This window comes from Ruegeria sp. (genome assembly GCF_040830605.1).
In the GTDB taxonomy this organism is placed as follows: Bacteria; Pseudomonadota; Alphaproteobacteria; order Rhodobacterales; family Rhodobacteraceae; genus Ruegeria.
The window spans coordinates 290,994-310,652 of record NZ_JBFOMD010000008.1 but is presented as its reverse complement, the minus strand read 5'-3'; the positions used below and the strand labels follow the sequence as shown (position 1 = coordinate 310,652).

22 protein-coding genes are annotated in these 19,659 nt (G+C 61.3%); 18 read left to right on the top strand and 4 right to left on the bottom strand.

Going from position 1 to position 19,659, the window contains the following annotated elements; all coding sequences use genetic code 11:
* Nucleotides 1–25 precede the first annotated feature (25 nt).
* Entirely contained in the window at nucleotides 26–781 is a 756-nt protein-coding gene (locus AB3N21_RS12965; protein WP_367935613.1) for a sulfite exporter TauE/SafE family protein, read from the top strand.
* Between the two features lie 92 nt (nucleotides 782–873).
* Here AB3N21_RS12965 and AB3N21_RS12960 read toward each other — a convergent pair whose 3' ends face one another.
* Entirely contained in the window at nucleotides 874–1,188 is a 315-nt protein-coding gene (locus AB3N21_RS12960; RefSeq protein WP_367935612.1) for a hypothetical protein, read from the bottom strand.
* A gap of 260 nt (nucleotides 1,189–1,448) precedes the next feature.
* On the opposite strand from AB3N21_RS12960, the gene AB3N21_RS12955 reads away from it, so the two are divergent.
* From AB3N21_RS12955 to AB3N21_RS12890, 14 genes are all read left to right on the top strand, one after another.
* Complete coding sequence (locus AB3N21_RS12955; protein ID WP_367935611.1) at nucleotides 1,449–2,306, top strand: CoA ester lyase; 858 nt, start codon at nucleotides 1,449–1,451, stop codon at nucleotides 2,304–2,306.
* A 7-nt stretch (nucleotides 2,307–2,313) separates the two neighbouring features.
* Nucleotides 2,314–2,865: an NnrU family protein gene (locus AB3N21_RS12950; protein ID WP_367935610.1), complete on the top strand. Its 552-nt coding sequence runs from the start codon at nucleotides 2,314–2,316 to the stop codon at nucleotides 2,863–2,865.
* 15 nt (nucleotides 2,866–2,880) lie between these two features.
* The gene (locus AB3N21_RS12945) at nucleotides 2,881–3,087 is read left to right on the top strand and encodes a DUF1737 domain-containing protein (protein ID WP_171175821.1); all 207 of its coding nucleotides are present in this window, start codon (nucleotides 2,881–2,883) and stop codon (nucleotides 3,085–3,087) included.
* The gene (locus AB3N21_RS12940; RefSeq protein ID WP_367935609.1) at nucleotides 3,087–4,115 is read left to right on the top strand and encodes a MaoC family dehydratase; all 1,029 of its coding nucleotides are present in this window, start codon (nucleotides 3,087–3,089) and stop codon (nucleotides 4,113–4,115) included. Before AB3N21_RS12945 ends, AB3N21_RS12940 begins: the two co-directional genes overlap by 1 nt.
* Before the next feature lie 51 nt (nucleotides 4,116–4,166).
* Nucleotides 4,167–4,583, top strand: a complete 417-nt coding sequence (locus AB3N21_RS12935; RefSeq protein ID WP_367935608.1) for a hypothetical protein — start codon at nucleotides 4,167–4,169, stop codon at nucleotides 4,581–4,583.
* Between the two features lie 59 nt (nucleotides 4,584–4,642).
* A complete protein-coding gene (locus tag AB3N21_RS12930) occupies nucleotides 4,643–5,302 on the top strand; it encodes a DUF1194 domain-containing protein (protein ID WP_367935607.1) in 660 nt (219 codons plus the stop codon).
* 216 nt (nucleotides 5,303–5,518) lie between these two features.
* The gene (gene sdhC, locus AB3N21_RS12925) at nucleotides 5,519–5,905 is read left to right on the top strand and encodes a succinate dehydrogenase, cytochrome b556 subunit (protein WP_171175828.1); all 387 of its coding nucleotides are present in this window, start codon (nucleotides 5,519–5,521) and stop codon (nucleotides 5,903–5,905) included.
* Between the two features lie 11 nt (nucleotides 5,906–5,916).
* Complete coding sequence (gene sdhD / locus AB3N21_RS12920; protein WP_171175830.1) at nucleotides 5,917–6,288, top strand: succinate dehydrogenase, hydrophobic membrane anchor protein; 372 nt, start codon at nucleotides 5,917–5,919, stop codon at nucleotides 6,286–6,288.
* Nucleotides 6,289–6,305: 17 nt separating this feature from the next.
* Nucleotides 6,306–8,111, top strand: a complete 1,806-nt coding sequence (gene sdhA, locus AB3N21_RS12915; protein WP_367935606.1) for a succinate dehydrogenase flavoprotein subunit — start codon at nucleotides 6,306–6,308, stop codon at nucleotides 8,109–8,111.
* On the top strand, nucleotides 8,111–8,431 hold the full coding sequence (locus tag AB3N21_RS12910; RefSeq protein ID WP_367935605.1) for a succinate dehydrogenase: 321 nt from the start codon (nucleotides 8,111–8,113) through the stop codon (nucleotides 8,429–8,431). Before sdhA ends, AB3N21_RS12910 begins: the two co-directional genes overlap by 1 nt.
* A 15-nt stretch (nucleotides 8,432–8,446) precedes the next feature.
* Nucleotides 8,447–9,226, top strand: a complete 780-nt coding sequence (locus AB3N21_RS12905; protein WP_367935604.1) for a succinate dehydrogenase iron-sulfur subunit — start codon at nucleotides 8,447–8,449, stop codon at nucleotides 9,224–9,226.
* Nucleotides 9,227–9,365: 139 nt separating this feature from the next.
* Nucleotides 9,366–9,512 (top strand): hypothetical protein, encoded by a 147-nt coding sequence (locus AB3N21_RS12900; protein ID WP_367935603.1) that lies wholly within the window; start codon nucleotides 9,366–9,368, stop codon nucleotides 9,510–9,512.
* 441 nt (nucleotides 9,513–9,953) lie between these two features.
* Nucleotides 9,954–11,429 (top strand): tyrosinase family protein, encoded by a 1,476-nt coding sequence (locus AB3N21_RS12895; protein WP_367935602.1) that lies wholly within the window; start codon nucleotides 9,954–9,956, stop codon nucleotides 11,427–11,429.
* A 102-nt stretch (nucleotides 11,430–11,531) separates the two neighbouring features.
* The gene (locus tag AB3N21_RS12890; protein ID WP_367935601.1) at nucleotides 11,532–12,383 is read left to right on the top strand and encodes an urea carboxylase-associated family protein; all 852 of its coding nucleotides are present in this window, start codon (nucleotides 11,532–11,534) and stop codon (nucleotides 12,381–12,383) included.
* A 60-nt stretch (nucleotides 12,384–12,443) separates the two neighbouring features.
* Here AB3N21_RS12890 and deoD read toward each other — a convergent pair whose 3' ends face one another.
* The 3 genes from deoD to AB3N21_RS12875 all read right to left on the bottom strand — a co-directional run bounded on the left by deoD (nucleotide 12,444) and on the right by AB3N21_RS12875 (nucleotide 15,572).
* Nucleotides 12,444–13,157 carry a purine-nucleoside phosphorylase gene (deoD, locus tag AB3N21_RS12885; protein ID WP_367935600.1) on the bottom strand — a complete coding sequence of 238 codons (714 nt, stop codon included), beginning with the start codon at nucleotides 13,155–13,157 and terminating at the stop codon, nucleotides 12,444–12,446.
* 18 nt (nucleotides 13,158–13,175) lie between these two features.
* Nucleotides 13,176–13,493 carry an H-NS family nucleoid-associated regulatory protein gene (locus AB3N21_RS12880; protein ID WP_367935599.1) on the bottom strand — a complete coding sequence of 106 codons (318 nt, stop codon included), beginning with the start codon at nucleotides 13,491–13,493 and terminating at the stop codon, nucleotides 13,176–13,178.
* A 111-nt stretch (nucleotides 13,494–13,604) separates the two neighbouring features.
* A complete protein-coding gene (locus tag AB3N21_RS12875) occupies nucleotides 13,605–15,572 on the bottom strand; it encodes a protein meaA (protein ID WP_367935598.1) in 1,968 nt (655 codons plus the stop codon).
* A 147-nt stretch (nucleotides 15,573–15,719) separates the two neighbouring features.
* Between AB3N21_RS12875 and AB3N21_RS12870 the strand changes: the two genes are divergently transcribed.
* From AB3N21_RS12870 to AB3N21_RS12860, 3 genes are all read left to right on the top strand, one after another.
* Entirely contained in the window at nucleotides 15,720–17,117 is a 1,398-nt protein-coding gene (locus tag AB3N21_RS12870) for a 1-acyl-sn-glycerol-3-phosphate acyltransferase (RefSeq protein WP_367935597.1), read from the top strand.
* Between the two features lie 114 nt (nucleotides 17,118–17,231).
* Nucleotides 17,232–18,518 (top strand): crotonyl-CoA carboxylase/reductase, encoded by a 1,287-nt coding sequence (gene ccrA, locus AB3N21_RS12865; RefSeq protein ID WP_171175845.1) that lies wholly within the window; start codon nucleotides 17,232–17,234, stop codon nucleotides 18,516–18,518.
* 367 nt (nucleotides 18,519–18,885) lie between these two features.
* Nucleotides 18,886–19,605, top strand: a complete 720-nt coding sequence (locus AB3N21_RS12860; protein ID WP_367935596.1) for an autoinducer binding domain-containing protein — start codon at nucleotides 18,886–18,888, stop codon at nucleotides 19,603–19,605.
* Nucleotides 19,606–19,659 lie beyond the last annotated feature (54 nt).

Sequence of the window (19,659 nt, the reverse complement as noted above, 5' to 3'; positions counted from 1 at the left end):
AATAGGGGGTTACGGGGCCGGTCCCATGGTCGAGCTCAACTTCATGTTTTTCGCCTTGGCGATCCCTGCGGTGATCTTTGCGGGCATCTCCAAGGGCGGGTTCGGCTCGGGCGTGGCCTTTGCCTCGGCCTCGATTCTGGCGCTGATTTTAGAGCCGGGACAGGCGCTTGCGCTGATGCTGCCGCTTCTGATGATCATCGACCTCGCCACGCTGCGCCCGTTCTGGAACCGCTGGAGCCGGCCCGACGCCCGCCTTCTGATCCTCGGCGGCCTGCCCGGCGTGGTGGCCGGGGCCTGGCTCTACACCGCGACCGACGCCGACCTGCTACGCCTGCTGATCGGAGCCATCTCGCTGGGCTTCGTCCTCTGGCACACGGCCCAGAGCAGCGGCTGGATCCGCAGCTTCGCAACGCGCCTGCCCGCCTGGGCCGGTCTGACCGCCGGGGCCGTCGCCGGCTTCACCAGCTTCGTCAGCCATGCGGGCGGACCACCCGCCGCCGTCTACCTCCTGTCGCAGAAACTCACGAAAACCGAGTTTCAGGCCACCACCGTCCTCACCTTCTGGGTCCTCAACATCGCCAAGTTCATCCCCTATGCCTGGCTGGGCATGTTCACCCTGCAAACCGCATGGGCCAACCTGCTGCTGGCCCCCTTTGCGCTCCTCGGCGCCTGGCTGGGCGTGCGCGCGCACTGGATGCTGTCCGAACGCCTGTTCTTCCGCATCGCCTACATCCTGCTGACGCTGACCGGAACCAAGCTGATCTGGGACGCCCTGACCTGACCGGGCCAAAGTTCCGGCGCGCGCCGCATATCTGCCCGAACACGGCCACCGAGGGACAGGGCCGCGCATGAGACGCGCGCCGGGAACGACGCTCAGGCGTCGTTGCCTTGCGCTGGCAAAGCCTCGGCCAGCGTCTCATAAGACTGACCCGACGCGACCAGACAGGTCACGCCATTGGGCATCGTCACGGTAATCGTCCAGGTCCCGGTCTCGTCCGAGGCAAACACCTCCATCACCGAGCCCTGCTGCACCAGCCCGATCCCCCGGCGGGTCTCGCTATAGGTCTCGGCCAACCGCTTCAGCACCGCCTCGCGCGGGGCGCAGTTCCGCCCCTGCGCCTGCACCTGCTGCGCCGCCAGCACCATCAGCCCCAGCCCCATCGTCATCTTGAACATGGTCTTCGTCATGGGTTTCACCCTTTCCCGCCAGGGCCGCGCCGCGCACCCCGCGATGTGTTCCAAGCGTGCCGCCCCGTCCCGCTTTTCCGGGGCCGCACCCGCTCTGATCCGATGCAAAAAGCCTGCCAAAAAGATGCTGACGCCCGGTTAATCCGCCGCCCGCCACCCCGCAACGCAACGGAAATGCTGCGTTGCGGCGATTTTGCGCTTGAACTTTCCGGCCAAAAATGCCCCCTTCTGCGCAACTTTATTTCCCTTGGGAGAGATTCATGGATCAGCGCCTGCGCCCCTATCGCTCGGTTCTCTATATCCCCGGCTCCCGGCCGCGGGCCCTTGAAAAGGCCAGAGCTCTGCCCGTGGACGCCATTATCTTCGACCTCGAGGATGCGGTGGCGGCGGATGAAAAGGACAATGCACGCGAAACGCTAAAGGACGCACTGGCGCAGGGCGGCTATGGCGAACGGGTCAAGATCGTGCGGATCAACGGCCTGGACACGTCATGGGGGCAGGCCGACGCCAAAGCCGTGCGCGACATGAATGCCGATGCGGTCCTGCTGCCCAAGGTCAACGCGGCGGCGGATGTGGATGCGCTGGCCGCGATCACCGGTGACCTACCGATCTGGGCGATGATGGAAACCCCGCGTGGAATGCTCAACGCGGCCCAGATCGCCGCGCACCCGCTGATGGCCGGGTTCGTCATGGGCACCAACGATCTGGCCAAGGAATTGCAGACCCGGTTCCGCCCCGACCGCCTGCCGCTGATCACGTCGCTGGGCTTGTGCCTGCTGGCCGCCAAGGCCGAGGGGCTGATCGCCATCGACGGCGTCTACAACGCCTTCAAGGATGATGAGGGGCTGGCCGCCGAATGCACCCAGGGCCGCGACATGGGCTTCGACGGCAAGACCCTGATCCACCCGGCGCAGGTCGAGATCACCAATGCCGCCTACGCACCCTCCGAGGATGAGGTCGATCTGGCCCGCCGTCAGATCGCCGCCTTCGAAGAGATCGAGGCACAGGGGCAGGGGGTCGCCGTGGTCGACGGCAAAATCGTCGAAAACCTCCACGTTGCCTCCGCCCGCGAAATTCTGGCAAAAGCAGAGGCGATAACAGCTTTGCAAGCGGGGTAAGCCAGCGATGGGCTTTGTTCTTATGATACTGGGCCTCGGCCTCTGGTGGGCCGCCCACCTGTTCAAACGCGTGATGCCCGAGCGGCGCGCGGCCATGGGCAACGCGGGCCGGGGCGTTGTGGCGCTGACGCTGGTCGGCGCGATTTTCCTGATGTTGATCGGCTACCGCATGACCGATTACATCCATGTCTGGGCGTTGCCGGCCTTCGTCGTCCACATCAACAACACGCTGGTGCTGATCGCCATCTGGATGATGAGCCCCGCAGGCCAGAAGGGCCTGCTTTTGAACAAGATGCGCCATCCGATGCTGGCCGGGTTCAAGCTCTGGGCCTTTGCACACCTGCTGGTCAACGGGGATCTGTCCTCGATTGTCCTCTTTGGCGGGCTGCTGGCCTGGGCCGTTACCGAAGTCATCGTGATCAACCGCGCGGAACCCGACTGGACCCCGGGCGAACCCGGCACGATGGGCAAGGACGCGATGTTCTTTGCCGCCTCCATCGTGCTGCTGGTGGTGATCGGTTTCATCCACGGGCTGGTCGGCCCCTCTCCGTTCCCCTGATAAGGACCTGATTTCATGGCGAAACTCTACCGTCTTCTGACCGAAGAGGACACGTCGGCCTTCTGCCACAAGGTCTCGGATGCGCTGGCCAAGGGGTGGGAGCTTTATGGCTCGCCGTCCTACGCCTATGACGCAAACGGTGCCGTCATGCGCTGCGCGCAGGCCGTGACCAAAGAGGTTCAGGCCGACTATTCCCCCGACATGAAGCTGGGACAGCAATAATGGCAAAAACCAATCCGGGCCGCTTTTTCGAAGACTACACGGTCGGCCAGATCCTGACGCATGCGGTGCCGCGAACCGTCTCGGGCGGCGAACGCGCGCTCTACCACGCGCTCTACCCGGCCCGGCACGCGCTCTATTCCTCTGATGCCTTCGCGCAGTCCTGCGGGCTGCCGCAAAGCCCGATCGACGATCTGGCCGCTTTCCACGTGGTCTTCGGCAAGACCGTCCCGGATATCTCACTGAACGCAGTGGCCAATCTGGGCTATGCCGAGGGCCGCTGGCTGAAACCGGTCTATCCCGGCGACACGCTGCGCTCGGAATCCGAGGTGATCGGGCTCAAGCAGAATTCCAACGGCAAGACCGGCGTGGTCTGGGTCCGCACTCGCGGCCTGAACCAGCGCGGCGAGACGGTGATGGAGTACGTCCGCTGGGTGATGGTGCGCAAAGCCAACCTCGACGCGCCTGCGCCCGAAACCGTGGTGCCCGATCTGGCCAAGGTGGTTCCCGCCGACCAACTGGTGATCCCCGAGGGGCTGGATTTCTCGAACTACGACTTTGCTCTGGCGGGCGAGCCGCATCGCTGGGGCGATTACGAGATCGGCGAAAAGATCGACCATGTCGATGGCGTGACCATCGAAGAGGCCGAGCACATGATCGCCACCCGCCTCTGGCAGAACACCGCCAAGGTGCATTTCGACCTGACCTTCCGCCCCGACGGACGGCTGATCTATGGCGGCCACGTGATCTCGATGGCCCGCGCGCTCAGCTTCAACGGGCTGGCCAACGCCCAGATGATCGTGGGTCTGAATGGCGGCGCCCATGCCAATCCCTGCTTTGCCGGTGACACGGTCAAGGCCTGGACCGAAGTTCTGGACAAGGCCGAGACGTCGGCACCCGGCGTCGGCGCTGTCCGTTTGCGTCTGGTGGCCACCAAGGGCGATGTACAATTCGGACTCCGGACCGATGAAAGCAAGTACAAACCGGACGTTTTGCTGGATCTCGACTACTGGGCGCTGATGCCGCTCTGATCGCGAGCGGGCAGCCTTGCCAGACCGCCGCGACTGCGTTTTGATGGCGCAATGATCCGCACTCTTGCTCTTGTCACGATGCTGGCGGCAGGGTCCGCCAGCGCCCAGACGCCTTGCCCCGCCGAAGGTGGCCAGACCTTTGCCCTGTTCGAAACGGCCAAGCTGGATTTCCTGAAAGGCGACTACAAGTCCTTTCACGCCCACATCGCCACTCTCATCTCCGGCACGGATTATGAGAAGCTTTTCAACCCCTTGATCCTCGGCGCGCCGGACGGATTCTCCGGCTGCACGACCGTGCTGCAACGGGTCGAGACCGGTGGGATGGTGCAGGAACTGGTCCTCTACGAGCTTCCGAACGGCGTCCCGCTCGGCCTCTACCTGCTCGCCGCACCGGTCCGCGGAGAGCTGTCATTCCTGTCGTTCCAGTTCTCGACCAGCATCGGCGACGTGCTTGACGAGCTGCGCTAGGCCCACCCGTTCACGCCTTCGCGATGGGACAAATCACCCAACCACGCTAAACTGCGCTCATGCGCAATTTGCTCTCGCTCCTCACCACATTCGCCACAGGTCCTGCTCTGGCCTGCGACCTCGCGCTCGCGCTGGCGGTTGACGTGTCCGGCTCGGTTGACTCGCGCGAGTACCGGATCCAGATGGACGGCCTCGCCGCCGGGCTGCGCGACCCCATCGTGTCCGAGGCTCTGGTGCGTGGGCAGGCGCAGCTGATGCTGGTGCAATGGACCGGTGCTTCGCGACAGCAGGTGACCATTCCCTGGACCCGGATCGACAGTTTCGACGCGCTGGAGACCTTTGCCGCAACGGTCGCGGAGGACCCGCGCGTCTGGCGCAACTTTTCCACGGCTATCGGCGAGGCCCTTGAAACCACGATGGGCGCTTTCGACACCGTGGCCGATTGCAAGCGGCATCTGATCGACCTGTCAGGCGACGGGATCTCGAACGAGGGGGTCGAGCCTGTCCAACTCCACCGCGATTTGCGGGCACGCGGCATCACCGTGAATGCCATCGCCATCGAGGAGAGCGAGCCGGACCTGACCGCCTATTTCTTTGAAAACGTCATCGTCGGAGAGGGAGCCTTTGTCGTGTCCGCTTCGGGTTTTCTCGACTATCCCGAGCGCATCCGAAAAAAATTGCTGCGCGAGGTCACGCAGCAAACGGCGAGCCTGAAATGAGGTCCCAAAGGATTCGTGATCACAAGCTGGGACCGTTGATATCGCTCACATTCCCGCGCTGATTGCCTGTTTGTGATCACACTGTTTCACGCCGTGATCACAAACGCATGCAAACTGCCACTTTAGGCCAAATTTCGCGTTTATTTGCAAGTGCAGCACGTGACACATCCGGAAAATACGGTAAAAACTTCCTCAGCCAACCGGAAAGGAGCCACCATGGCCGATGTCAATCGGGGCAATCGCCCGCTTTCGCCGCATTTGACGATCTATCGTCCGCAGCTGACTTCCGTCACGTCGATCCTGACCCGGATCACCGGAAACGCCCTGATCGTGGCCGCGCTGCTGATCGTCTGGTGGTTTCTCGCCGCTGCAACCTCGGCTGAGTATTACGCGGTGGCGAACGGGGTGATCACCTCGCTTTTCGGCGATCTGATCATGGCGCTGTCGCTCTGGGGGCTGTGGTATCACACGCTGGCCGGTGTGCGTCACCTGATCTGGGACAACGCCATGGGCCTCGACATCCCGACCGCTGAAAAGCTCGGTTGGGCTGTTGTTGCAGGTTCGGTCGTCCTGACCATCCTGACCCTGCTGATCATCCAATAACGGAGGCCAAGATGCGTTATCTCACCGACCGCAAGCGCGCCGTTGGCATGGGCTCGGCCAAGACCGGGACCGCACATTTCTGGGCCATGAAGGTCAGCGCGGTGGCTCTGCTGATCCTCATCCCGCTTTTCGTCTTCACCTTCGGTCCGATGCTGGGCCAGCCGCATGAGGCCGTGGTGGCCTATTTCGCGCGGCCCTTCCCGGCGATTGTTGCCGCGCTGACGCTCGCCGTCGGCTTCAAACATTTCGCAGACGGCGCCCAGGTGCTGATCGAGGATTATGTGCATGGCCTCATGCAGAAGATCCTGATCATCCTGGTGATCTGCCTTTCCTACGCCGCAGCCGCGACCGGCCTTTTCGCCATCGCGCGCATCGCACTTTAAGACCGGAGCTGAAAGACATGGCTGCTTACGAATACGAAACGCATGAGTATGACGTGGTCGTTGTCGGCGCCGGTGGCGCCGGTCTGCGCGCCACACTCGGCATGGCCGAGCAGGGGCTGCGTACGGCTTGCGTGACCAAGGTGTTCCCGACCCGCTCGCACACCGTGGCGGCACAGGGCGGAATCGCAGCATCCTTGGGCAACATGGGTCCCGACAGTTGGCAGTGGCATATGTATGACACCGTCAAGGGTTCCGACTGGCTGGGTGATACGGACGCGATGGAGTACCTCGCGCGCGAGGCCCCCAAGGCGGTTTATGAGCTGGAGCATTACGGCGTGCCGTTCTCGCGTACCGAAGAGGGCAAGATCTATCAGCGCCCCTTCGGAGGCCACACCACCGAGTTCGGTGAAGGCCCCGCCGTGCAGCGTACCTGCGCCGCCGCCGACCGGACCGGTCACGCGATCCTGCACACGCTTTATGGTCAGTCGCTGAAAAATAACGCCGAATTCTACATCGAGTATTTTGCCATCGACCTGATCATGTCCGATGACGGCCAGTGTCAGGGCGTCGTCTGCTGGAAGCTGGACGACGGCACCATGCATGTATTCAACGCCAAGATGGTCGTGCTGGCCACTGGCGGCTATGGCCGGGCGTATTTCAGCGCCACTTCGGCCCATACCTGCACCGGCGACGGCGGCGGCATGGTGGCTCGCGCCGGACTGGCGCTGCAGGACATGGAATTTGTGCAGTTTCACCCGACCGGCATCTACGGCTCGGGCTGTCTGATCACCGAAGGCGCGCGGGGCGAAGGCGGCTACCTCACCAACTCCGAAGGCGAGCGGTTCATGGAGCGCTATGCGCCGCAGTACAAGGATCTGGCGCCGCGCGACTATGTCTCGCGCTCAATGACCATGGAGATCCGCGAAGGCCGGGGTGTGGGCAAGGAAGGGGATCACATCCACCTGAACCTCAGCCACCTGCCGGCCGAGGCGCTGGCGGAGCGCCTGCCGGGCATTTCCGAGTCGGCCAAGATCTTTGCCGGTGTTGATGTCACCAAGGAACCGATCCCGGTTCTGCCCACCGTGCATTACAACATGGGCGGCGTGCCGACGAACTATTGGGGCGAGGTGCTGAACCCCGCCGCAGACGACCCGACCGCCGTCGTGCCCGGCCTGATGGCCGTGGGTGAGGCGGGGTGTGCCTCGGTGCATGGGGCGAACCGATTGGGGTCGAACTCGCTCATCGACCTTGTGGTATTTGGCCGCGCCGCCGCCATTCGCGCGGGCAAGGTTGTAGACCCCGAGGCGGCGAACCCGGTGCTGAATCAGGCCTCGGTCGACAAGGCCTTCGACCGGTTCGACAATATCCGCAATGCCAGCGGTTCGATTCCGACTGCCGATCTGCGGCTGGAAATGCAGAAGACCATGCAGGCCGACGCCGCTGTCTTCCGCACCGGCAAGACCATGGCCGACGGTGTCGAGAAGGTGACTGCGATTGCGGCCAAGATGGACGACCTGAAGGTCACCGACCGCACGTTGGTTTGGAACTCCGACCTGATGGAGACGCTGGAACTGACCAACCTGATGCCCAACGCGCTGGCTACCATCGTCGGCGCCGAGGCCCGCAAGGAATCTCGCGGTGCCCATGCGCATGAGGACTTCACCGAGCGTGACGACGAAAAATGGCGCGTGCATACCGTGTCCCGCGTCGAGGGCAACAAGGTCGATCTCAGCTATCGCCCGGTGATCGTTGATCCGCTGACCACCGAGAAACAGGGTGGCATCAGCCTCAAGAAAATCGCCCCCAAGGCGCGGACGTTCTGATGCGGCTCGCTTCGGCCCTGATCGTCTCGGCACTGTTGGCAAGCTGCACAGCCGCCAATGATGCGGCGGATGTCATCGCGCGCGAAAGGGCCAAGTCGGTGGTCAACGGTGTGGTCGCTGACAAGTTTCCGGGTCTGAATGCCGCGCCGATCACGGACTGCATCATCGACGCGGCCTCGGCCGGAGAAATCGTTCAGATCGCCGGGGCATCCGTGACCGGTGTGACCCAATCCACGGTGGAACAAGTGGTGGAGATATCCAGCCGCCCCGAGGCCGTACAATGTATTGCTGAAAACAGCATTGCCCTGCTGGGCGGCTGAGAAGGAGTAGACGAGATGGTTCAACTCACATTGCCGAAGAACTCCCGCATCACCACGGGCAAGACTTGGCCCAAGCCCGAAGGCGCCACCAATGTGCGCAAGTTCCAGATCTATCGCTGGAACGAGGAAGATGGGCAGAACCCGCGGCTCGACACCTATTTCGTCGATATGGACGATTGCGGCCCGATGGTTCTTGACGCGCTCATCTACATCAAGAACAAGGTCGACGCGACGCTGACCTTCCGCCGGTCCTGCCGCGAGGGGATTTGCGGCTCCTGCGCGATGAATATCGACGGCATCAACACGCTGGCCTGTATCTACGGCATGGACGAGATCAAGGGCGACGTGAAGATTTATCCGCTGCCGCATATGCCGGTGGTCAAGGACCTGATTCCGGATCTCACGCATTTCTATGCCCAGCACGCCAGCATCATGCCCTGGCTGGAAACCAAGACCAACCGTCCGGCGAAGGAGTGGAAGCAGTCCATCGAGGATCGCAAGAAGTTGGATGGCCTCTATGAATGCGTGATGTGCGCCAGTTGCTCGACCTCATGCCCGAGCTATTGGTGGAACGGCGACCGCTACCTCGGCCCTGCCGCGCTGCTGCATGCTTATCGCTGGATCATCGACAGCCGGGATGAGGCGACCGGGGAGCGTCTGGATTATCTGGAAGACCCGTTCAAGCTCTACCGCTGCCACACGATCATGAACTGCGCCAAGACCTGCCCCAAGGGTTTGAACCCGGCCAAGGCCATCGCCGAGATCAAGAAGATGATGGTCGAGCGGACGGTTTGAATCCGCCTAAAGGAAAGGCGCTTGCCGGGGTTGCGGCAAGTGCATGACCAGGTTGCAGAAACATGCGGTGCAACCGCCCGGTCGCAGGATTATTCTAGGTGACAGGGAGGGGTCGTGAACTCAGCACAGGATCACACCCATGAAAACCGCCGAACTCACCAAAGACGCTAAAGCCGCCGAAGCGCTGAGGCTGCTTGAAGAGGCGTGGGCCTATTACACGCCGCAGCCCAAACCACAGGTCGTGGCGCGTGAGCCCGATCTCTTTGAATACGCCAACGCCGCCTGACCTATAAGGCCGGGGCTGAGTGGGTCCGTTCAAGCCCGGAGAAAAGGCGTTTGGAAACGCCTTGCCACGCGGTTTGCAAACCGCGTAGAAGCCGCTTGCAAGCGGCTTCACCCCTTCTGAGGCCGGCGCAATTCCGGTTGGACGACCATGCCCCTTTTTCTTCTCATCCTCGCCCTTGGTGTTCTCGCCTATTTCATTTGGCGGGCCCGCACGTCGTCGCTGACCCGCGACTGCCGGTGGCGGCAGAACCGGACCGAGGGAACCTGGACCTGCGCCTTTTGCGGGGCCAAGCAGGTGGGAGAGGCGACGCCCCGCCACTGTCTCCGCAGCCGGAAATAGACCCGGCAGACGGCAAAAAGCCGCTCTGCTATCGCGCCCAAATTTGAGAGGAAATCACTTTTTTGCTACACTCCCGTTATTTTCAAGACCAGGAGATTTGATATGTCACGTTTTACGCGCCGCACCGCAATTGGTTTGGGTGTGGCAGGGCTCGCCACCGGCACTCTGAAATCTTTCCCCGAGTGGATGGCCCGCGCCGACGACTATCCCGGCACCAGAATCCGTTACGACACTGCCTCTCCCGAAGGCAAGGAGCAGCTTAAAATCTACGCCCGCGGCGTTGCCAACATGAAAGCGACGGCCGAGGGAAACCCGATGTCCTGGATGTTCCAGTGGTACACGCATTGGGTCAATCCGAACACCAACAAGGAGCAGGAGATCGACCGCATCTATGGTGCGGCCTCCTCCGCCGACAAGATGCTGGCCCTTGCCATGTGGGATACGTGCCGGGGCCATATCACATGGGCGGGTCAGCGCGACTGGTTCACCCCCTGGCACCGGATGTACGTTCTGTTCTTCGAGCAGATCATCCGCGCCGCAGCGCAGGAGCCGGAGTTCACGCTACCCTATTGGGACTACACGACCCCCGGAAAACGGGCGATCCCGGAAGAGCTGCGGATGGAGGACGATCCGGTCTTTGGCTCGCTGTTCGTCGGCAAACGCAATCCCGGAGTGAATGATGGGGTGCAGCTTGACCAAACTCCCCTTTATCCACAGCTTGAACAGAGTATCGGGCAGGATCCGCTGGGGCTCGATTGTCTCGATATCATTCATTTCCGCGATCAAGCGCCCGCGTCCGGGTTCAACGCCAATCTGGATATGGCGCCGCATGGTATGGTGCATGTGCTGGTGGGCAACGGGCAGAACATGGGCTCGGTCCCCTGGGCCGCAAGCGATCCGGTTTTTTGGCTGCATCACGCCAATGTGGATCGCATCTGGGCAAGCTGGAATGCGGCCGGTGGCGGGCGTGAGAACCCGTCGGATGACACATGGAACGATATGATGTTTACCTTCTCTGATGACCGCGGTCAGCAGGTGCTGGCCAAAACCTCGGACTTCGTGGCGACCGAACCGTTGGGATACGAGTATCAGGAGCTTCTGACCCCACCCGGCGTGGCCCCGGTTGTCGTTGCGCAGGCGGACACCACCGAGTCGGTATCCGCCGCGCCGTCACCGGCATCGCAGAGGCTGGAATTGGGACAGGGAGAGGCGAGCGTTGCGGTCGAGCTTCCTGCGGGAACCGAAGAAACGATTGCTGCCGGTTCGCAACGCACCTATCTGGTGCTGGCCGATCTGCGGATCGATGCGCAGCCCGGGGTGCTCTACAGCGTTTTCCTGCAGCCTAGCGCAGATACGACCGAGGGGCGGAAGGCCGTCGGTGTTCTGAATTTCTTCAACGCACCGCCCAAGGATCTGGAGTTGGAAGGAGCGACACCGGCCTTTTACAGCATCGACGTCACGGACACGGTGGCCGGGTTCGACACGACTCAAGCGCCGATTGTGACCATCGCACCGACCGGCACACCCGCAGCCGATGCGGCGCCGGTGGTGGGAGAGGTCTATTTCGCGACCCGTTGAACCTACGCCAACCCGACGTTGAGCCCCCACCCGGACCGGTGGGGGCTTTTCATATCGCGACAACGGTGTAAGCCTGCGGGAAATTCTTAGACGAGGCCACCGATGACCCAACCCGCCGCCCCACCGGACGCCGAAACCCGCCGCGCGGTTGCCCCGGTAATCTGCTATCCCAACGACACTCTTCCGGCGCCCGATCTGGATCTGTACCGGACTGCGCGTGCCACGGCGGGCAAGATCGCAGAGGTGCTGGTGCCGCCTCGGGACGCCCGGTGTTTCGATGTCCTCGCCGGACATTTCTTTCGCATCACCTCGGTTGACGGACCGCAGGTCGGGGATCTGAACCTGTGGAACCGCAACGACCTGTCCGAGCGGTTCTATTCCGGCAAGACCCGGGCGCTGCACGGTACCCATATAACAACCGGCGAACGTATGTGGTCGGCCTTCCCGCATCTGCGGCCTATGGCGACAATCACCGAGGACACGCTGGGCTGGTATGGCATCGACCAGTACGGCGGCTCGGTCCATGACGTGATCGGCACCCGCTGCGACCCCTACACCGGCAATCTTCTGGCGGGGCGGCATTATCACCATTGCTGCCATTCGAACCTGACCCGCGCGCTGGCGGATCATTTGGGTGTGTCTCTGAGCGAGGCGGAACCCCATGTGCATGACGTGCTTAACGTCTTCATGTGTACCGGCTTTACCCGAGACACCGGTCAGTATTTTATGAAGGCGTCGCCGGTGCGACCCGGCGATTATCTGGAGTTTTTTGCCGAGATCGACCTGCTGGGCAATCTCAGCGCCTGTCCGGGTGGCGATTGTTCCGCCGAGCATTCCTCGGACGCCGCCGCCTGTTTCCCGCTGTTGGTCGAGGTCTTTGCGCCTGCAAAAGGCGCGTTGGATTGTTGGCAAGGCCCGGCGCTAAACGGGTATGACCGCAGCCACGGCAGGTGAGGCCATGAAAAAAGGCGGAGGGTTGCCCTCCGCACTTTCTTTGTCTCAAGGCTTTCGCCGTCACGCCGCGTCGGGAAACGCCGCCTGCAGCGCGACTTCGACCATGTCGCCAAAGCTTCGCTCACGCTGGTCCGAGGGCAGCGCCTCACCGGTCAACAGATGGTCCGAGACCGTCAGCACCGCCAGCGCGCGACATTTGTGGCGGGCGGCCAGGATGTATAGCTCAGCGGCCTCCATCTCAACGCCCAGAATGCCGTGGCGCACCATCTGCTCGTTCAGATCGGGGCGTTCGTCATAGAACACGTCCGAGGAATAGATCCCGCCAACATGGGTCGGGGTTCCTTTGGCCTCGGCCGCGCGGACCGCTGCCTGCAGCAGGCTCCAATCGGCGCAGGGCGCAAAGTTCAACTCCCGAAAGATGCCGCGCGACGGCGTGCTGAGCGTCGTGGACGTCATCGCAAGGATGACATCGCGGACACTGACACTGTCTTGCATCCCGCCACAGGATCCAATGCGGATCAGCGTCTTTGCGCCGTAATCCCGGATCAGTTCATTCACGTAGATGGAGAGCGAGGGCATGCCCATGCCGCTCCCCTGAATGGTGACCCGATTGCCCTTCCACATGCCGGTAAACCCCAGCATCCCGCGGACATTATTGACCTGTTGCACATCGAATAAAAAAGTTTCCGCGGCCCATTTCGCCCGATACGGATCTCCGGGGAGCAGAACGGTCTCCGCGATGTCACCCTTTTCGGCACCAATGTGAATTGTCATTTTGAGACCGCGCCCCGTTCAGATTTCCAGATCGGAAATATCAGCACCGGCTTTCAGCGAGTCATGCACCCATTGCGGTTTACGCCCGCGGCCGGTCCAGGTCTGTTCGGGGTTGGACGGATTTCGGTATTTTGGTTTTGCTTTCGTGCCTTTGGTTCCGCGCCGGCTGTCTACGGACAGTTCGGCCAGCGAGAAACCGAACTCGGCCGCCGCCTTTTCTGCGGCTGCAAGCGCTTCCTGCCGTTCCCGGATCTCTGCATCCTTCACGGCAACATCGATGCTGTCACGCAATTCCAAAAGTTCTTTGCGCGACATTTTTGTAAGTTCAATTCCCATAACTTCTCCATTTTGGCAAACGCCAACCAGTCGAGGTGAGTGTTTCACCAAGTTAAGTTTCTTTGATACCTTTTTCCATCCCTCAATGCCTGAAAAGACGGAATGTGAAGACTATTCGGCGGCAATATCTTTGGCGCGGACAAGCGTCACGATATCACCCATAATGGAATTCAATTCAAAGTTCTTTGGGGTGTAGATTTTCGAAACACCCATCGAGGTCAGCTTGGCCGCGTCATCGTCTGGAATGATTCCGCCGACGACCACCGGAATGTGGCTCATTCCTGCCGATTGCAGGCGATCCATGATCTCTTCGACAAGTGGCACATGGCTTCCCGACAGGATCGAGAGACCGACGACATGTGCCTCTTCCTCGATGGCGGCCGTGACGATTTCCTCGGGCGTCATGCGGATGCCCTCGTAGGAGATATCCATTCCGCAATCACGCGCGCGGAACGCGATCTGTTCGGCGCCGTTGGAATGGCCGTCCAGGCCGGGCTTGCCGACCAGGAATTTCAGGCGGCGGCCCAGTTGATCGCTGACCGCATCCACTGCGGCGCGCAGCTCTTCCAATCCTTCGGTCTTGTTCGAAACCGAGCCCGACACGCCGGTTGGTCCGCGATAGGTGCCGTAAGCCTTGCGCATCTCTTCGGCCCATTCGCCCGTGGTCACACCGGCCTTGGCGGCAGCGATCGAGGGTTCCATCACGTTGCTGCCGGTCTTTGCGGCCTGGCGCAGCGCGTGGAGGGCGGCTTTGACCGCTTCGTCGTCGCGCTGGTCGCGCCAGTCGTTCAGCCGCGCAATCTGTTCCTGCTCGACCGCAGGATCGACAACCATGATGCCGCCATCCTCGGTCTGCAGCGGTGACGCCTCGCCCTCGGTCCATTTATTCACGCCGACCACGACGGTTTCATTGCGCTCGATCCGGTTCAGGCGTTCGGCATTGGAATCGACCAGTCGCGACTTCATGTATTCGATCGAGGCGACGGCCCCGCCCATGGAATCGAGATTGGCCAGTTCGGCCCGCGCGCCCTCTTTCAACTCTTCGACCTTGGCGTCCACCGCCGGGTTGCCGTCGAACAGATCGCCATATTCCAGCAGGTCGGTCTCGTAAGCCAGGATCTGCTGCATCCGCATCGACCATTGCTGATCCCACGGACGCGGCAGGCCCAGCGCCTCGTTCCATGCGGGCAGTTGCACGGCCCGGGCGCGGGCCTTTTTCGACAGCGTCACCGCCAGCATCTCGATGAGAATGCGATAGACGTTGTTTTCCGGCTGCTGTTCGGTCAGGCCCAGCGAGTTCACCTGCACCCCGTAGCGGAAGCGGCGGAACTTGGGGTCGGTCACGCCGTAACGCTGCTCACAGATCTCGTCCCACAGATCGACGAATGCGCGCATCTTGCACATCTCGGTCACGAACCGGATGCCGGCGTTGACGAAGAACGAGATACGGCCCACCAGTGCCGGGAAATCTTCGGCCGGGACGCGGGGGCGCAACTCGTCCAGCACCGCCTGCGCGGTTGCGAGTGCAAAGGCCAGCTCCTGCTCGGGTGTCGCGCCGGCCTCTTGCAGGTGATAGGAACACACGTTCATCGGGTTCCATTTCGGCACGTTGGTGTAGCAGTACTCGGCCACATCCGCGATCATCTTGAGCGACGGTTTCGGCGGGCAGATATAGGTGCCACGGCTTAGATATTCCTTGATCAGGTCGTTCTGCACCGTGCCCTGCAGCTTGCTGACATCCGCCCCCTGTTCCTCGGCCACCGCGATATAGAGCGCCAGAAGCCAGGGCGCGGTTGCGTTGATGGTCATCGAGGTGTTCATTTGCTCCAGCGGGATCTGGTCGAACAGCACCCGCATGTCGCCCAGATGGCAGACCGGCACGCCCACCTTGCCCACTTCGCCGCGCGCCAGCGTATGGTCGCTGTCATAGCCGGTCTGGGTTGGCAGATCGAAGGCCACCGACAACCCGGTCTGACCTTTGGCCAGGTTGCTGCGATAAAGCTCGTTGGAGGCCTTGGCAGTCGAGTGACCGGCATAAGTGCGGATAAGCCAGGGGCGATCTTTCTGCGTTTGCGTCATAGGGGCCTCTCGAGTCGGGTGGGCAATAAAATTACGCTCAAGCGTTCTAAATCGCAATTTTCGGGACATGTCAATTCGCTGCGTTGCGGCGAAGTGGGTAAGTATCAATCGATTGTGACGCCGTCCTTTTGGTGGCAGGTTGCGGTCATGACGCAGACGGTGGAACTCCCCCTTTGGTTTTTCGTTTTGATCGTGCTTTTTGCCGCGGTCACCTTTGCGTCGCATTTTCTGTTTCCGTCCGTGCGCTGGTTCTTCCGACGCAGGCTGGAGAAGGCGGTGGCGCAGTTGAACCAGCGGCTGCAACGCCCGATCCAACCGTTCAAGTTGGCCCGCCGCCACGATATGATCCAGCGCCTGATCTACGACCCGCAGGTTGGACGGGCAGTGCAGGAACATGCCCGTGAAACTGGTATGCCTGAGGCTGTGGCCTTTGAGCAGGCCCGCCGTTATGCGCGCGAGATCGTGCCTTCGTTCTCCGCCTTCGCGTATTTCAGCTTTGCCATTCGCGCCGCACGTCTGCTGAGCAATGCCTTCTACAATGTCCGGCTGAGCTATGAGGACCGGCAGGCGTTGTTGGAAATCGACCCGGACTCGACGGTCATCTTCGTGATGAATCACCGCAGCAATATGGACTATGTGCTGGTGACCTATCTGGCCGCCGAGCAATCCGCGCTGTCCTATGCGGTGGGCGAATGGGCGCGGGTCTGGCCGCTCAGCCGGTTGATCCGGGCGATGGGCGCTTACTTCATCCGGCGGAAATCGGGCAGCGATCTCTATCGGCAGGTGCTGTCCTGCTACGTGCGCCACGCGACCGAGGCCGGGGTGACGCAGGCCATGTTCCCCGAGGGCGGATTGAGTCTGAACGGAGCTCTGTCGCGTCCCAAGCTGGGTCTGCTTAAATACATCATCGACGGTGTGAGCCCGGATGGCCGCGACGTCGTCTTCATTCCCGTGGCGATCAATTATGACCGCGTGCTTGAGGATACGATCCTGACCGCCGCCGCCTCGCGCAATGAGCGGCGGTTCCGGGCGAGAATCGGGGTGGTGACGGCATGGCTGGCCAAACAGGTCTGGCGGCGACTGTTGCGCCGGTATCGCCGGTTCGGGATGGCCGCGGTCCGCTATGGCCGCCCGATCTCGCTGCATGATTTCAGCGCGGGGCGAGACGGCGATCTGATGATGCCTCTGGCGCGGGAGTTGATGTCCCGCATCGGGGAGGTCGTGCCGGTTCTGCCCACGCCGCTAGCCTGCTGGCTGATCCGTGAGAATGGCTCGATGACCGAGCGTGACCTGACCGAGCAGGTCACTGCGATAATGGAGAAGGCTGGAACCGGGGCCGAGCCGGGTTCCGACGCCGTGCCCTTTGCCATCAACCAGCTTGTCGAGCGCCGCATCCTGCTGCGCACTGGCGAGGACCTTTCGGCGTCCGGCGAGCGGCGCGACCTGATGGAGTTCTACGCGCGCTCGGTTGGTCACCTGATGGGAGATGCTGAACCGGAGTATGCTGCAGATGCAAAAGATCCTTCTGCGTCTGCTGGGTCATAAAATTTCAAAACACTACCGAATATCTATTGCATTATTGCTTAGTCGTTAATATCCCATCCTTTGAGAGCCGCGATTCTGCGTTGCGGCGAGAAGCATGGACAAAAGGAGGCCGACATGGCTTTGGACACTGACGGCGGCATCGCGTCGTATGAGGCGCCTGAAAAAGACCTCTATGAACTGGGTGAAATTCCTCCGATGGGGTACGTGCCCAAACAGATGTATGCTTGGGCCATCCGCAAGGAACGTCATGGTGAGCCCAATACGGCCATGCAGCTTGAGGTCGTCGATGTCCCGAAGCTCGACAGCCATGAGGTGCTGGTCCTGGTGATGGCCGCAGGCGTGAACTACAACGGCGTCTGGGCATCGCTGGGCAAGCCGATCAGCCCGTTCGACGGGCACAAAGCGCCCTACCACATCGCTGGTTCGGATGCGTCGGGCATTGTCTGGGCCGTGGGCGACAAGGTCACGCGCTGGAAAGTCGGCGATGAGGTTGTGATTCACTGCAACCAGGACGATGGCGACGACGAGGAATGTAACGGCGGCGACCCGATGTACTCGCCCAGCCAACGGATCTGGGGGTATGAGACCCCGGACGGCTCGTTTGCCCAATTCACCAACGTGCAGTCGCAGCAGCTGATGCCGCGTCCCAAGCACCTGACTTGGGAAGAAAGCGCGTGCTACACCCTGACGCTGGCCACCGCTTACCGCATGCTGTTTGGGCATGAGCCGCATGATCTGAAACCCGGCCAGAACGTTTTGGTCTGGGGCGCGTCGGGCGGTCTGGGCTCGTATGCGATCCAACTGATCAACACCGCGGGCGCCAACGCGATCGGTGTGATCTCGGATGAAAGCAAGCGCGACTTCGTCATGGGTCTGGGTGCGAAGGGTGTCATCAACCGCAAGGATTTCAATTGCTGGGGCCAGTTGCCGACGGTCAACACCCCGGAATATGCCGAATGGTTCAAAGAGGCCCGTAAGTTCGGCAAGGCCATCTGGGACGTCACCGGCAAGGGCGTGAATGTCGACATGGTGTTCGAGCACCCGGGCGAGAGCACTTTCCCGGTGTCGACCTTCGTGGTGAAAAAGGGCGGCATGGTGGTGATCTGCGCAGGAACCACCGGCTATAACCTGACCTTCGACGTGCGCTACATGTGGATGCACCAGAAGCGCCTGCAGGGTTCGCACTTTGCTCACCTGAAACAGGCGGCTTCGGCCAACAAGCTGATGTTGGAACGCCGCCTTGATCCCTGTATGTCCGAGGTCTTTACCTGGGCCGACCTGCCCGAGGCGCACATGAAAATGATGCGCAACGAACACAAGCCGGGCAACATGTCGGTGCTGGTCCAATCGCCCAAAACCGGCCTGCGCACGCTTGAGGAAGTTCTCGAAGCCAAGGGCTGATCCGGGAACGCCAATCCTGCCTGAATCGCCCGCGAATCACGGATTTGGTTCGCGGGCGTTTTGCTGCCGAAAACACGCCTCAGAGGTTTCAGGTGGTTAACAAATCCGGCCTCGCTGTTTTTGGGGAGTAGAAACCGGTGAATTTCCTAACAAGCTTACCACATGCTATGGTTGTGTTAACCGTTCGTTAACCGTTTCGGGGAGACGCTGATGCCACAAAATGAGTGGATACTGGACGTTCTGTCAGACCTCAAATCCTTCGCCTCTGCGAATGGTATGAGGGCCCTCGCCGAGCAGCTTGACGACACCAAGTTGATCGCCGCGGCCGAGATAGCGTCCAAGAACGATGAGGCACGGGCGCCCGCGAATGGGAACGAAGGTCGATTTGAACCAGATCCTCGAGGAGTTGGACGGCACCAGCGGGCTTGAGGGGCTTGAAAATACTGCGGTCAAGTTGCGGGACACGCTGGGTATTGACCACATCATCTATCATTGGGTCGACAGCGCGGGCGATCAATACGGGTGCACCACTTATCCCGATACTTGGGCCGAACGTTATCAGGACCGGAACTACCACCGCATAGACCCTGTCATTCTTGGGTGTTTTCAGAGATTTCATCCCGTTGATTGGAAAAAGCTCGACTGGTCGGGCAAAATCTCTAAGGCGTTTTTGCAGGATGCCATGGAGCATGGCGTCGGCAATCAGGGGTATTCCATCCCGATCCGGGGACCCGCCGGACAGTTTGCGCTGTTTACCGTCAATCATACCTGTGACGACGCGTTTTGGGCCGAGTTCACCGAAACTTACGGGCGCGACCTGATCCTGATCGCCCATTTTTTCAACAGAAAGGCACTAGAGTTCGAAAGCGACCGCCAGCCGGAAGCGTCGCGGGCATTGTCCCCGCGCGAGGTTGATGCGATGACCCTGCTGGCGCTGGGCTACAGCCGCGCCCAGGTGGCCCATTCGCTGTCGATCTCGGAGCACACTCTGAGGGTCTATATCGAAAGCGCTCGGTTCAAGCTCGGCGCGCTCAACACAACCCATGCGATAGCAACCGCGATGAGCCGAGGATTAATCGTCGTTTAACCGTCGTACGGTGCGCTGACCGGATATTAACTTTGAATTTGTACCCCCTTTGTT